Annotated in this window: 11 protein-coding genes; all 11 read right to left on the bottom strand. The window is 63.8% G+C overall.

The annotated features are described in order from the left end of the window. Position 1: 1 nt before the first annotated feature. Positions 2-886, bottom strand: coding sequence for a branched-chain amino acid ABC transporter permease (locus DDE20_RS00680; protein ID WP_165814378.1), 885 nt, complete (start codon positions 884-886; stop codon positions 2-4). Further along, positions 883-1,821 (bottom strand): winged helix-turn-helix transcriptional regulator, encoded by a 939-nt coding sequence (locus DDE20_RS00675; RefSeq protein ID WP_165814377.1) that lies wholly within the window; start codon positions 1,819-1,821, stop codon positions 883-885. The genes DDE20_RS00680 and DDE20_RS00675 overlap by 4 nt, the downstream gene beginning before the upstream one ends. Before the next feature lie 8 nt (positions 1,822-1,829). Next, entirely contained in the window at positions 1,830-3,014 is a 1,185-nt protein-coding gene (locus DDE20_RS00670) for an acetyl-CoA C-acyltransferase (RefSeq protein ID WP_116556524.1), read from the bottom strand. Positions 3,015-3,082: 68 nt separating this feature from the next. Then, on the bottom strand, positions 3,083-4,297 hold the full coding sequence (locus tag DDE20_RS00665; RefSeq protein ID WP_116556523.1) for an acetyl-CoA acetyltransferase: 1,215 nt from the start codon (positions 4,295-4,297) through the stop codon (positions 3,083-3,085). Continuing rightward, positions 4,294-5,235 (bottom strand): NAD(P)H-dependent flavin oxidoreductase, encoded by a 942-nt coding sequence (locus DDE20_RS00660; protein ID WP_116556522.1) that lies wholly within the window; start codon positions 5,233-5,235, stop codon positions 4,294-4,296. Before DDE20_RS00660 ends, DDE20_RS00665 begins: the two co-directional genes overlap by 4 nt. After that, positions 5,232-6,917 carry an aldehyde dehydrogenase family protein gene (locus tag DDE20_RS00655; RefSeq protein WP_205961589.1) on the bottom strand — a complete coding sequence of 562 codons (1,686 nt, stop codon included), beginning with the start codon at positions 6,915-6,917 and terminating at the stop codon, positions 5,232-5,234. The genes DDE20_RS00660 and DDE20_RS00655 overlap by 4 nt, the downstream gene beginning before the upstream one ends. Beyond that, complete coding sequence (locus DDE20_RS00650) at positions 6,914-7,321, bottom strand: lipocalin-like domain-containing protein (protein WP_116556521.1); 408 nt, start codon at positions 7,319-7,321, stop codon at positions 6,914-6,916. The genes DDE20_RS00655 and DDE20_RS00650 overlap by 4 nt, the downstream gene beginning before the upstream one ends. Further along, positions 7,321-8,805: a carotenoid oxygenase family protein gene (locus DDE20_RS00645; protein WP_116556520.1), complete on the bottom strand. Its 1,485-nt coding sequence runs from the start codon at positions 8,803-8,805 to the stop codon at positions 7,321-7,323. The genes DDE20_RS00650 and DDE20_RS00645 overlap by 1 nt, the downstream gene beginning before the upstream one ends. A gap of 2 nt (positions 8,806-8,807) precedes the next feature. Then, the gene (locus DDE20_RS00640; RefSeq protein ID WP_116556519.1) at positions 8,808-10,304 is read right to left on the bottom strand and encodes a carotenoid oxygenase family protein; all 1,497 of its coding nucleotides are present in this window, start codon (positions 10,302-10,304) and stop codon (positions 8,808-8,810) included. A 450-nt stretch (positions 10,305-10,754) separates the two neighbouring features. Continuing rightward, entirely contained in the window at positions 10,755-12,044 is a 1,290-nt protein-coding gene (locus DDE20_RS00635) for a TRAP transporter large permease (RefSeq protein ID WP_116556518.1), read from the bottom strand. Further along, complete coding sequence (locus DDE20_RS00630; RefSeq protein ID WP_116556517.1) at positions 12,041-12,562, bottom strand: TRAP transporter small permease; 522 nt, start codon at positions 12,560-12,562, stop codon at positions 12,041-12,043. Before DDE20_RS00630 ends, DDE20_RS00635 begins: the two co-directional genes overlap by 4 nt. Between the last annotated feature and the right edge of the window lies 1 nt (position 12,563).

Raw genomic sequence — 12,563 nt, 5'->3', positions numbered from 1 at the left:
GTTAAACTCTCCGTCCGTGGGCGTCGCCCAGAATGCCGCGCGGGCGCAGGATCAGGACCACGATCAGCACCAGATAGGGCGCGATATCGCGCGAGCCGTCGGGCAGATAAACGCCCGCATATTGCTCGATCAGCCCGATCAGAATGCCGCCGATCAGCGCGCCGGGCAGGCTGCCGAAACCGCCCAACACAATCGCCGCCAGCGCCTTGAGGGTGATCAGCCAGAGCGAGGTATCGACCAGCGACAGGGGCGCCAGAAACATCCCCGCAATCGCCGCGGTGACACCGGCCAGCGCCCAGACCAAGGAATTCAGCCGTTTGACCCGCACCCCGTTGAGATGCGCGGCCAATTGGTTCTGGCTGGCCGCCTGCATCGCCACGCCCAACCGCGTGTGCCGAAAGAACAGCCAGAGCGCAGCGGCGATACCCAGCGACACACCCATGATCACCAGCGACAGGTTGCCGATGGCGACGCCGCCCAACTCGCTGGTCTGTCCGGTCCAGGGCGTGTCATAGCTTTGCGACTCAGGCCCGAACCCCATGCTGACCGCGCCGCGGATCATAAAGGCCATGGCGATGGTCAGCATCACACCGGCGAATTGCGGCTGTCCGGCAATCCGGCGCACGATCACCGCGTCGAGCCCGTAGGCAATGACCCCGATGCCGGCGCCAACCAGCGGCACCACCGCCCAGAACGGCAGCCCTACATGGGTGATCAACGCCCAAGCCGAGAAGGCCGAGAGCACCAAAAGATCGCCATGGGCGAAATTCAACACTTCGGTGGCCTTGTGGATCAACACGATCCCCATCGCCACCAGCGCATAGATCGCGCCGACGGCAATGCCGTTGACGGTGACCTGCGCAAAGACTTCCCAAGCGGTGTTCATACGGGCTCTCCACGCTCGAAGCTGACGTCCCATGCGTGCAGCCGTTCATGGCAATGGCCGCAGGTGGCGCGCGGCAGGAAGGCGGCGCCGCAGGCTTTGTGGTAGGGGTGGATCGACGAGGGCTCATGGAAATGATGCTCGGAGGCCCAAGTGCTCAGAAGCGCGATATAGGGGAACATCGCGCGGCCCGAGGGGCTGAGCAGATAGACGCGGCGGCGGCCATCCTCGCGGTCGGGCGCGACGCTCATCAGCCCCGCCTCGACCATCGCGGCCAAGCGGCGGCTGAGCAGCGGCGGGCTGATCCGCAACACATGGGTGATCTGGTCGAAATACCGGCAGCCCAGCGTCGCGGCGGTGATGATCATCAGCGTCCAGCGGTCCATGCGCAGCCCGAGATGCGAGATCGCCGCGTCACCGGTCGAGATTTTCGGTGTCCGCATCGGCGCGCCGCTGTCATGGGGCAGGCGCGGGTTGGGGCGCAGTTCCAGTTCCAGATCGCGCACCACCACCGGCTCGCGACAGGTGCCGCAGATCATCTCGGGCCAGAAGCCGTGGCCACAGGTTTTATGCACCAAACGGGTCGGCAGACCGAGGCGGTTATCGCCAAAGCGCTGCTCCCATTCCCAGGTCATCAAGGTCGCTTCATAAAGCGCCATCCCCTTGTCGGTAAGATGATAGGCATAGCGCTCGGGGCGTTCCTGATAGAGCCGCGGGCGCAACATATCCATATGCACCAAGGCTTTAAGGCGCTCGGAGAGGGTGCGGCGCGGGATGTTGAGATGGGTCTGGAAATCATCAAACCGCTTGATGCCGGTAAAGGCACCCATCAGGATCTGCATCGTCCAGCGGTCGCCGATCAGCTTGAGCGCATGGCTCAGCGTCGAGGTCGAAAGCGCGTCGCGGATCAGGTCGAGATCGGGCGTCTGCGAGGGCATGGCTTGGCTCATGCGAGGCGCTCGATGATCATCGCCGAGGCCAGCCCCGCCGCGCCGCAGGCGGCGATCAGCGCGCGTTTGCCGCCGCGCCGCTCGAGTTCATCGAGCGCCGTGCCAATCAGCGCCGTGCCGGTGGAGCCCATCGCATGGCCCAAGGCAATCGCGCCGCCGTTGACGTTCAGCCGGTCGAGACCGACGCCCACATGTTTGGCGAAATGCAGGGCGAGGGCGGCGAAACTTTCGTTGACCTCATAGAGATCAATGTCATCGGGCGAGAGGCCAGCGCGGGCGAGGGCGATGTTTGCCGCATCGACCGAGCCGGTCAGCGCCAGCACGCGGTCGACCGAGAGGTCTACCATCGAGAGGATGCGCGCGCGCGGGGTCAGCCCGTGGCGCCGCGCGGCCCCCTCGCTGGCCAGCAGCACCGCCGAGGCGCCATCCGCCATCGCGGGGGAGTTGCCGGCGTGGTGGATATGGCTGACCTCACGGAGGCCGGTATGCGCCATGATCGCCGCGTCCATCCCGTATTTCGCGCCCATCTCGGCGAAGGCGGGGGCGAGCGCGGAGAGGCCCTCGGCTGTGGTGCCCGCGCGCGGGGTTTCATCGGCACTCAGATCGCCCAGCGGCACCAGCGAGGTGAAATGCCCCGCGTCGCGAGACGCCAGCGCGCGGGTCTGGCTCTGCGCGGCATAGGCATCGCAATCGGCGCGGCTCAAGCCCTCCATCGTCGCCACCGCATCGGCGCTGATCCCGATGGCCACCAGACCGGCGGCTTTCTGAAAGCCGAAATCATGGGTCAAAGCGCCTTTATCCGAGCCCATCGGCACCCGTGACATGCTTTCAACACCGCCGCCAATCGCCAACCCGTCCTCAGCCTCTGCGCGCAGGGCGGCCAGACCCAAGGCACTGATCCCGCTGGCGCAATAGCGGTTGATCGTCAGCCCCGGCACGCTGTCATTATAGCCCGCTGCGATCAGCGCCAGCTTACCGATATTCGCCCCCTGTTCGCCGGTCTGGGTGACGCAACCAAACACCGCCTCGACCACTGGACGCGCGCCTAGATCATGGCGATCAGAGAGCGCCCGCAATGGCACGGCGAGCAGATCCAGCGGTTTGACGCCGCTCAGCGCGCCCTTGGCGTTGCCGCGTCCGCGCGGCGTGCGCAGCGCATCAATGATGACGGCTTGGGTCATCCCATCCTCCCGTAGCGCCGGTTGACCGGCTGTGTTGTTATGCCCCGTCGCACAGGGCGCGTTGCGGCTCAGGCGGGCGCGGCTTCGACCACGAAGCTGACCACGGTGCCGAAGCTGCCGCCGAAATTGAGCGTTTGCATGCGCTGCGCCCCCTCGATCTGCATGTCACCGGCGCGGCCCAGCACCTGCCGCGCCGCGTCATGCAGCATCCGCGCACCGGTGGCGCCGACTGGATGGCCGCAGCCGATCAACCCGCCGGACATATTGATCGGGCAGCGCCCGCCGCGCTCGATCGAACCGTCCTCGATCGCGCGCCAGCTTTGCCCCGCCTCGGTCAGCCCGAGATGGTCGATGGCAATATATTCGGTGGTGGTAAAGCAATCATGGGTCTCGACGCCGCTCATCGCCTCGATCCCGCCGACCCCCGCGCGGTGCCAAGCGTCCTGAATGGTCTGGCGGACATGCGGGAAGACGTGATCATCGCTGCGCTCGAGTTTGTCCTTGAACCGCAGACTGGCGTTGCGGTGGCCCCAGCCGGAGATCCGCGCCGCGGTCTTGCCGGTGCGGCGCATCCAGCGGGCGGCGAAGTCCGGCGAGGCCAGCACCAAGGACGAGGCGCCATCGGTGATCTGCCCGCAATCCTGCCGCCGTGTGCCCGGTTCGATCACCGGATTGGCGTTGTCGTCATCGGTGAAAGACAGCGCGTTGAACGCCCAATTGCGGGTTTGCGCCTGCGGATTGTTGCGCGCATTGGCATAATTTAACTCGGCAATGCGGTTCAGATAGCGCCGGTCGAGCCCGTAGCGGCGCTCGTATTCCTGCGCGGTGAGGCCGAAGACGGCGGGCCAGAGAAAGCGGCAGTCGATATCCTCTCGCCCCTGCCAACCGGCGGCGTTCTGGTTCATCGAGGCAATATCGCCGCGGGTGTTTTTGAACTCCTCGGCGCCGACCACCAGAATGCAGTCGTAGCGCCCGGCTTCGATCTCGGCCATCGCGGTCAGCACCGCAAGCGAAGCGCTGGCGCAGGCGCCTTCATGGCGCATCGCGGGCACGCCCCATAGCTCGGGGACCACCTGCGGGACCATCGCGCCAAGATGCGCCTGTTGGCGCTGCAATTCGCCAAAGGCATTGCCGACATGGATGCTGTCGATCTGTTCGGCACCCACCTGCGCGTCTTCCAGCGCATCGCGCACTGAGTCGCGCATCATATCGGAAATATCGAGCCCCTCACGGGCCCAGGCACGGGCGAAATCGCTTTGCGAGGAGCCAAGAATATAGGTCATTGGGCGGGTTCTTTCTGCAGGGCATCCGCGCGGTTGTGGAAGGCGGCGCAGGCGGTTGCGTATTCGGCGGCCAAACGGTCAACGATCTGCGCCACGGGTTCACGGGCGGTCACCGCGCCCACACCTTGCCCCGCCGCCCAGACATCGGCCCAGCGTTTGCCCTTGCCGATTTTGGCGCTGTCATAGGCGCGGTCGGGGGCCTCGGGCATCGCGTCGGGGTCATAGCCATTGGCGCGCAGCGAGGGTTTGAGCCAGCTTGCCGGCGTGCCGGTGACGCCCGCCGAGATCAACAGGTCCTCGATCTGCGCCGCCACCAGCATGTCCTTATAGGCGTCGGCTGCCATGCTCTCATCGGCGGCAATGAAAGAGGTGCCGAGATAGGCGAAATCCGCGCCCGCCGCGATGGCACCGGCAAGGCCGCGCCCGTCGCTGATCCCGCCGCCGACGACCAAAAGCCCGTCGAAAAATTCGCGCACTGCGCTGACAAAGGCAAAGGGCGAGAGCGTGCCGGTATGGCCGCCCGCACCGGCGCAGATCAGCGCCAGCCCGTCGACACCGGCGGCGGCGGCCTTGCGGGCCAGCGCCACGCTGGTCACATCGGCGATCACCTTGCCGCCGTAGCTCTGCACCACATTAAGCGCAGGTTTCGGCGAGCCAAGCGCGGTGACCACATAGGGCGGCTGGTGTTTGGCAATCAACTCAAGGTCTTGCGGCAGGCGGGAGTTGCTGGAATGGGTGACCAGATTGGCGCACCACGGGCGCGCGCCGACCTCGGCGCGGATGCGGGTCATCCATGCGTCGAGCTGGTCGATGCTGCGGCAATTGGGCGTCGGAAAGGCACCGATGATCCCCGCTTTGCAGGCGGCAATCACCAGATCGGGGCCGGAGACCAGAAACATCGGCGCGGCAAACACCGGCAGGCGGAGCGTGTCATTCATTCTGCGGCCTCGCGGGTTTCGGCAATCGGGCGGCGCGATTGCGCCACGGCAAACCGCGGGGCGACAAAGCCGAGCGTGGTCAGCGTGGCGTTGCCCGCGCCATTGAGGCCGGTGACATGGTAATCCGAGTAAGCGGCGGCGAAATTCAGCGGCATCGCGCCGGTCAGATTGATGGTCAATTGTGCTCCGGCCCGCGCATAGGCATCCTCGGCGCGGGCAATGAAACCCTCGTCACTTGCATAGAGAAAGCCGGTGATCCCGCCATTTTCGCACGCATCCGTGGTGGCCTGATGCAGCGCGTCCTCGGCGCTGTCGCAGTCGATGACAAAACCGATCGGGCCAAAGCGTTCCTCGGCATAAAGATCGCGCGCGTCCTTGCCCAGCCGGACCAGAAGCGGCGTCGCGGTGCGGGCCTGCGGAAACTCGGGGTGATCATAGGGGCGGCTGTCGAGCAGCACCTCGCCGCGCGCTGCCGCTGCGCTGCGGATCTGGTCGATCAGCGCCAGCGATTGCGGGGATTGCACGCTGGCAAGGATCATCGACGCGCGACGCGGGTCTTCGGTCAGGGTGCGGATCGCCTCGGCGAGTTTGGCGGCAATCTCGGCGCGGGGCACAGGCCCCTTGGGCGTGTCGATTTCGGGCGGCAGATAGATGTTTTGCGGGCTGGTGCACATCTGCGCCGAGAACATGCACATGGTGGTGGCCAGCGCGCGGATCGCGGCGTCCAGATCCTCGGCGCCCGCGATCACCACGGTGTTGCAGCCCGAAGTCTCGGTGAAGGCCAGCGCGGGATGGGCGTTGGCCTCGACCCAAGCGCCGAATTGCGCCGAGCCGGTGAAATCGACGATCGCGCAATCTTTGTGCTTGATCAATGCCTTACCCAGTGGCTCGGACACCGTATCGACGCAAAGCGTAACCAGATTGGGATCAAACCCTTGTTCCGTCAGCAGGTCGCGCAGCACCCGCACGGTGAGCGCCATCGGCAGCACACTGGCGGGATGCGGTTTGACGATCACCGCATTGCCGGTGGCGAGGCTGGCCAGTATCGAGGGCCAGGCGTTCCAAGTGGCGAAACTTGCGCAGGTGAAGCAAACAGCGACGCCGCGTGGCACGATGCGATAGGTTTTCTCCAGTGCGATATCGCTGCGGCCAAAGCGGCGCGCCCATTGCGCCTTGGGGGTCACCGCGCGCATCGCCTGTTCGGCATAGACCAGCGCCTCGATACCGCGGTCGAGCGCGTTCACGCCCGAGCCCGCGTAGGCCATGTTGTAGGATTGGCCCGCGGTATGCATCACCGCCTGCACGATTGTGAACAGATGGTCGCGGTAAAGCCGGTCAAGCGCCTCCATCAGCAGCATCAAGCGGGTGTCGATGGGGGCGGCGGCCCATGCAGGGATCGCGGCTTTGGCGGCAGTAAACAGCGCGTCGGGATCGGCCTGCGGGTAGGTGATGCCAAGGGGTGCTTGCGTATAGGGCGAGAGTTCTTCACCGATCCAGCCGGTGACACCGGGCAGATCCAGCGCGAAGCGCTGGCCGAGATGCGCGGTGAACGCTGCTTTGCCCTCGCGGTCGGCCTGTTCGAACGCGGGATAGAGTTTCGGCATCTCGGGATAGGGCGACCAGCATTCGCGGGTTTCGCAGGCGATGCGGGCGCGGGCGAGGGTGGCGGCGTGATCCATCATCCCCGCCTCCAGCGCAACCGGTGATGGCGCGCGCCTTCCTCCGCCGAGAGGGTCAGCGCATCGCCGTCCAATTCGACAACACGCACCTGCTCGGACCCGACGAAATCGGGATTCAGGCTGTGGGTGACGCTGTGGACCACGGTGGTCTGCCCGCCCCGCTGCTGTAGTTCCCAGCGACCGGCGTAGTGGAAAAAGCTCTCCAATGCTGCCAGACGCTCGGCTTCGGGCGCGCTGCGCGGCGTGCCGGTGGAGTAATTCGGCCGGTTGGCGCGGGCGATACAGGCCGCCATGCCGCCGTCCGCTGTGTAATGCAGCAGGCCGGTGGCGTCGGGGCCGAAGGGATGCGCAATGCACCCCTCGCTCTCGATCTCCCAAGCCTCAAGATGCCAGGTTCCCTCCAGCATCACGCGACCTGCGCGGCCTTGAGCTGGTCATCGCGGACCCAGCAGGAGTGGAACCCATGCGGCACGCGCTGCGGCAGGATCACCTTGGCAATCGGGCCCTTGGCGATGTCTTTCGCGTCGGTCACCCAGACCTCCGAGCGGTTCGCGATCCCGTTCCAGACAAAGCCGACCACATAGCCGTCGTCCTCTTCGGTGGCGCCGTCGCGGGGGGCAAAGGGCGCCTCCGAGAACCAATAGCCCTCACCGGGGTGGAAGGCCTGCGCGCCGCCGGTGTCCAGATCATATTTGACCAATCCGGCAAAGGCGGGCTGCTCCAAGGTGCGCATCCGGCCCATCAACACATTATAGGTGTAGCGGTTCTTGCGGCCCTGATAGGCGGTGTTGATCATCGGGAATTCACTGTTGAGAATATCGTCAACGATGCCCTCTTTGGTGGCGCCGGTGGTCAGGTTCATCCGCCATTGATACAGCTCGTAATCGGTGCCCTGCGTGCCGATGGTGAACAACAGCCGCTGCACATCCAGCCCGCCGTCAAAGCCGCGCGGATTGACATAGGGCGTGCCCAGCATGACCAGCTCGGTCTCGCCCTTGTCATTGACCTCTTCCCAAGCGTTGGCGACATGCAGCATGTAGCGCGGCTTGAACTCATACCAGCGGATTTGGTCGGCGCTGCCATTGCGCGGGATCACCGCGAAACGGGTCGGCCAGTCTTGGTGGAACTCCAGACTGTAGCGCCCGCGTGCCAAGGCCTCGGGGCTGTTGATCAGCGGGAAATCATGCAGGATCGTGTAATTCGGCGTGATCGCGCAGTCATGCGGCAGGCGCGGGCCGGGCAATTCCACCGGCATGAAGGTTTTCAGCGCGCCATCGGGCCCGATCACCCCGTAATGCATATAGGGCGGGCGGTTGCCGTAAGCGAAGAACATGAACTCGCCGGTATGCTCATCGACCCGCGAATGGGCCGAGATCTGCAACCCGATCAACCGCGGGTCTTGCTCGAGTTTACCCAGCGTTTCCAGCGAGATCGGATCAACCGTATAGACCGTGCCGCCGCGATACCACATCGAGTAAAGCTTACCGTTGTGAAAGGTCACATCGGTGTTCGAGGTGTTTTTCATCGCGTCATCGGGCAGGGCGCCCTGCGGCAAACGCTCTTTTAGCCCGGGCCAGAGCGCATCGCCAACGCGCATATCTTCCTTGAGCCCGTCGGTCTGCACCCAGCGATTGCGGTAGGTGGCGCGCCCGTCCTGAAAGCGCACCGAATGCAGCATGCCGTCGCCGTCAAACCAATGGTAGCGGCCATGCGGTGCATGCGCGGGCGAGGGGCCGTTGCGGACATACATTCCGTTCAGATCGGCGGGTAATTCACCAATCACCTCAAGGTCTTGGGCGACGGTCTCGGTATGCACCGGCCCCCATGCGCCGGCCAGATTGGGGTTCTCGATCAGCCAGTCTTGCGGCTCGGGAGTGTGGGTAAGCGACATGATTATCCCTCCATCGCGGCGCGGGCCAGAATGCCGCCATCGCGGAAATCGACGCCATTGGCCCAGCAGGAATGCGTGCCGGCGGCGATCTGGTGCGGCAGTTGCACGCGGCAGACCGGACCGGCCTCAAAATCCTTGCTGTCGATCAAAATGACCTCGGATTTTCCGGTGTTTTCATTGGTGACGAAGGTGACCAGATAGCCGTCATCCTCGTCTTTGGCGTTGATCCGCGGCACGAAAGGCGCCTCCGAGGCAAACTCGCCCTCGGGCAGTTGCACCTGCCAGCTTTCGCCGGTCTGCATGTCGTGTTTGACGTAGCCGTTAAACACAAACCATCCGGGCACCTGCACCGCGGAATAGCCATAGCGGTAAGGGCGCCCGCCATATTTCTGGTTGATCATGCCGAACTCAAGAATGCGCTCGTCAAGCCGCTCTTCACGCGTCTTGCCGGTCTTCAGATTGAACCGCCAGCGGTGCAATTTGCTGCCCATCTTGTATTGATCGAGATAGGACATCATCCGCTCGTATCCCGGCAGCGCGCCCTCGTAATTGGTCGGCATCGGGTTTTCCTGAAAATACCCGTCAAGGACGACCTCGTCGCCCTCTTCATAGGCGTTGAGGAAGTGCAGAACGAAGGTCGGATCAGCCTCGAACCACTGGATATCCTCGGGGCCGCCGCGGCGCGGGATCACTGCGAAACGGCTGGGTTTATCCTTGTAAAACCGCACCACATGCTTGCCGCGCTCCAATAGATCTGGGTCCCAATGCAGCGGGAAGTCGTTGAGAATGGCGAAGTTTTCGGTGAACGCCATGTCATGCGGCAAGCGCGGGCCGGGCAGGGGGATCGGCGTGTAATGCACCAAGCTGTCGCTGCGATCGACGACGCCGTAATGCATATAGGGCGGCTGTTTCGAGTAATTGAAAAACAGCATCTCGCCGCTGTGTTCATCGACTTTGGTATGCGCCGAAATCCCGTCTTCGGGCGACCACGGCGGGGTCTCGGTCTCTTCCAGCGTCAGCGGGTCCATCCGGTAGCCTTCGCCGCATTGGTAATAGGTGGTCAGCGCCTTTCCGGCATGCACCACAACATCGGTGCTGCTGGCATCCTTGAGCGCGCCATGCGCCCCCCAACCGGGGCGTTTTGACAGGCGCGGGTCCTCCATCAGCCCCGCCCAGAGCCGCTCACCGCTTTCGATCTCGGCCAGCATCCCTTTGGTTTTGATAAAACGGTTACGATACTGAACCTTACCATCGCGAAACGAGGCCATATGCACCATGCCGTCACCGTCAAACGGGTGATAGCGCTCAAGCGCCTGATGCAGCGGGTTTTGCGTGTTGCGCAGATAGACGCCGTCAATGTCGGTGGGCACTTGCCCCTCAAGCACGACAAGCTCATCGGCGTTGATTTCCTCATGCAGTGGCGCCCATGGACCTTGCAGATAGGGATGGTCACCGGCGGTGATATTCCCTTGGAATCGCTTGACGACATTCACGCTCATGAGGTGGCTCCTTGGCAGAGGGCACAGTTAGATACCGTTATTGAACCCATGCTGTGAGCAAAACAGGATTCTGTCAAACATATTTTTTGAATTTGCTGATTTGGCTCTACCGAACCCCTCATACCGTGTCGGTCGAGCGTTGACGGCAAAAGCGTTACGAGCGCCGGATCATTCGACGTCCGGCAGGGCCGGTTCGATGAAGGGGGAATTGCCGCGCCATTTGTTCGAGAAAACGGTTGCGGTCTGGAGGGCTGGGCGTAGGCCAGCGCATGGCTGTTGCCACCGGCCTGAACGCAGCAGATCTACAGGCATCGACGCGGCGCATTGAAGCGGGCCGGTTTGACCCAAAGCCTATGGCTTCATGTCACACGATCAATTGACCTGCGCACAAAAGCCCGCTTCCGCCGCCGCCATCCCGTCACCCCGTCTGGGCCGCGCCTAAATCGCCGCTCAGAACCCGAACAGCGAGGGCAGCAGCAGCGAGACCATCGGCACATAGGTGACCAAGGCGAGGCAGAGGATCAGCGCGATGAGGAACGGCCAGAGGTAACGCACGGTCTCGCCGAGGTCGGTTTTCGCCAGCCCGCCAAGCACGAATAACAGCAACCCGAATGGCGGCGTCACCAGCCCGATCATGATGTTGATGGTGATCATCACCCCGAAATGCACGGGATCAATGCCCAGTTCCAACACCGTCGGGATCATCATCGGCACCACCACCAAAATCAATGTGCCGGTGTCGAAAAAACACCCCAAAATCAAGAAGATCACATTGATAATCGCCAGAAACACCCAGCGCGACAGACCGGCGTTATTGACCACCGCGGCAAGGCTTTGGTCCAACCGCTCGGCGGTGACCGCATAGTTGATCAAAAACGCGCCGCCGATTAGCAGCATCACGATCACCGAGTCGCGCATTGACCCGCTGAGCACCCGCCAGACACCGGCGAAATCCAGCACGCGGTAGACCGCCGCACCCAGAAACACCGCCCAGAGCGCGGCAACGGCAGCGGCCTCGGTGGGGGTGAAAACACCCGACCAGATGCCGCCCAAAAGCACCGCGGGCAGGGTCATCGGCAGGATCGCACCGGCGAGCGCGCGGCCCACCGCTTTGGCGCTTTGTTTGGGTGAGGCAGGCAGGTTCATTCGCGGCGCGATGATCGCGATGGTGATCATCAATGACACGCCCATCAGCAGACCGGGAAGCACACCGGCCAGAAACAATGCGCCCACCGAGGTGTTGGTGTTCAGCGCATAGAGCACCATCGGGATCGACGGCGGGATGATCGGCGCAATCACCGCCGAGGCCGCGGTGATCGCCACCGCCAGCCCGCCCGGATAGCCGCCGACCTTGCGCATCATCCGGATCGACATCATCCCCGGCCCTGCGGCATCGGCGACCGCGCTGCCCGACATCGAGGCAAAGATCATGCTGACCGTGACATTCACATGACCCAACCCGCCCGGTTTGCTGCCGACCACCGCATCGGCGGCGCGCCAGAGCCTCTCGGAGATCGTGCCCGCGTTCATCACATTGGCCGCCAGAATAAACATCGGCACCGCCAGCAACACATAGGAGTTGAACAGGCTGTTCATGATCTGGTCGACGACCAGCCCCAAGTCGCGGTCACCGGCAAAGAGATAGGCGAACCCCGCGCAGACCATCGCGATGGCAATCGGCACGCGCAACAGCACCAGCGTGATCAACACCGCCAGCAAAATGACAAACGGAAGGCTCATGTCGGCTCGTCCTGACGGGTCAAAGCGGCGTCACCTTTATAGGGATCAAACGCCGAGAGGATCAGCCGCAGACCGGCCAGCCCCTGAAAAATACCAAAGATGAAAAACACCTGACTGAGCGGCCAGCGCAGGGCAGGGGTGCGCTCGCGCCACAGAAAGGCGATGTAATCCAGCGTGACCGGCAGCGAGACCAGCAAGATCACCCCCGCCACGACACTGCCCAGAACCGTGAGCCAATGGCCCGCGCGCGGCGGGATCGAATCGACCAGCAGCCCGACGGCGATATGATCGCGCATCGGCACCACCATCGCCGAGGCGCCGAACACCACCCAGAGGAACAGGATCACGATCAATTCGTCGGACCAGCGCGAGGGTGTGCCGACGAGATAGCGCATGATGATCGTATAGGCGAAAAGCAGGGTCATCGCGCCAAACGCCAGCGTTGCCGCCGCCTCGACGAGGCGACGGCACAGGGCAATTGCGCGGCGGAACGTGGTCCAGAGGCTCGCGCGGGTCATC

It is taken from the genome of Pararhodobacter oceanensis (assembly GCF_003076755.1).
Lineage (GTDB): Bacteria > Pseudomonadota > Alphaproteobacteria > Rhodobacterales > Rhodobacteraceae > Pararhodobacter > Pararhodobacter oceanensis.
The sequence above is the reverse complement of the archived record's forward strand: the minus strand, read 5'-3'. Positions and strand labels throughout refer to the sequence as shown.

Bases quoted from the DNA above. Each gene is read 5' to 3' on its own strand.
- DDE20_RS00635 (WP_116556518.1), bottom strand. From the start codon at position 12,044: ATGAGCCTTCCGTTTGTCATTTTGCTGGCGGTGTTGATCACGCTGGTG.
- DDE20_RS00650 (WP_116556521.1), bottom strand. From the start codon at position 7,321: ATGCTGGAGGGAACCTGGCATCTTGAGGCTTGGGAGATCGAGAGCGAG.
- DDE20_RS00670 (WP_116556524.1), bottom strand. From the start codon at position 3,014: ATGACCCAAGCCGTCATCATTGATGCGCTGCGCACGCCGCGCGGACGC.
- DDE20_RS00660 (WP_116556522.1), bottom strand. From the start codon at position 5,235: ATGAATGACACGCTCCGCCTGCCGGTGTTTGCCGCGCCGATGTTTCTG.
- DDE20_RS00665 (WP_116556523.1), bottom strand. From the start codon at position 4,297: ATGACCTATATTCTTGGCTCCTCGCAAAGCGATTTCGCCCGTGCCTGG.
- DDE20_RS00640 (WP_116556519.1), bottom strand. From the start codon at position 10,304: ATGAGCGTGAATGTCGTCAAGCGATTCCAAGGGAATATCACCGCCGGT.
- DDE20_RS00645 (WP_116556520.1), bottom strand. From the start codon at position 8,805: ATGTCGCTTACCCACACTCCCGAGCCGCAAGACTGGCTGATCGAGAAC.
- DDE20_RS00680 (WP_165814378.1), bottom strand. From the start codon at position 886: ATGAACACCGCTTGGGAAGTCTTTGCGCAGGTCACCGTCAACGGCATT.
- DDE20_RS00675 (WP_165814377.1), bottom strand. From the start codon at position 1,821: ATGCCCTCGCAGACGCCCGATCTCGACCTGATCCGCGACGCGCTTTCG.
- DDE20_RS00655 (WP_205961589.1), bottom strand. From the start codon at position 6,917: ATGATGGATCACGCCGCCACCCTCGCCCGCGCCCGCATCGCCTGCGAA.
- DDE20_RS00630 (WP_116556517.1), bottom strand. From the start codon at position 12,562: ATGACCCGCGCGAGCCTCTGGACCACGTTCCGCCGCGCAATTGCCCTG.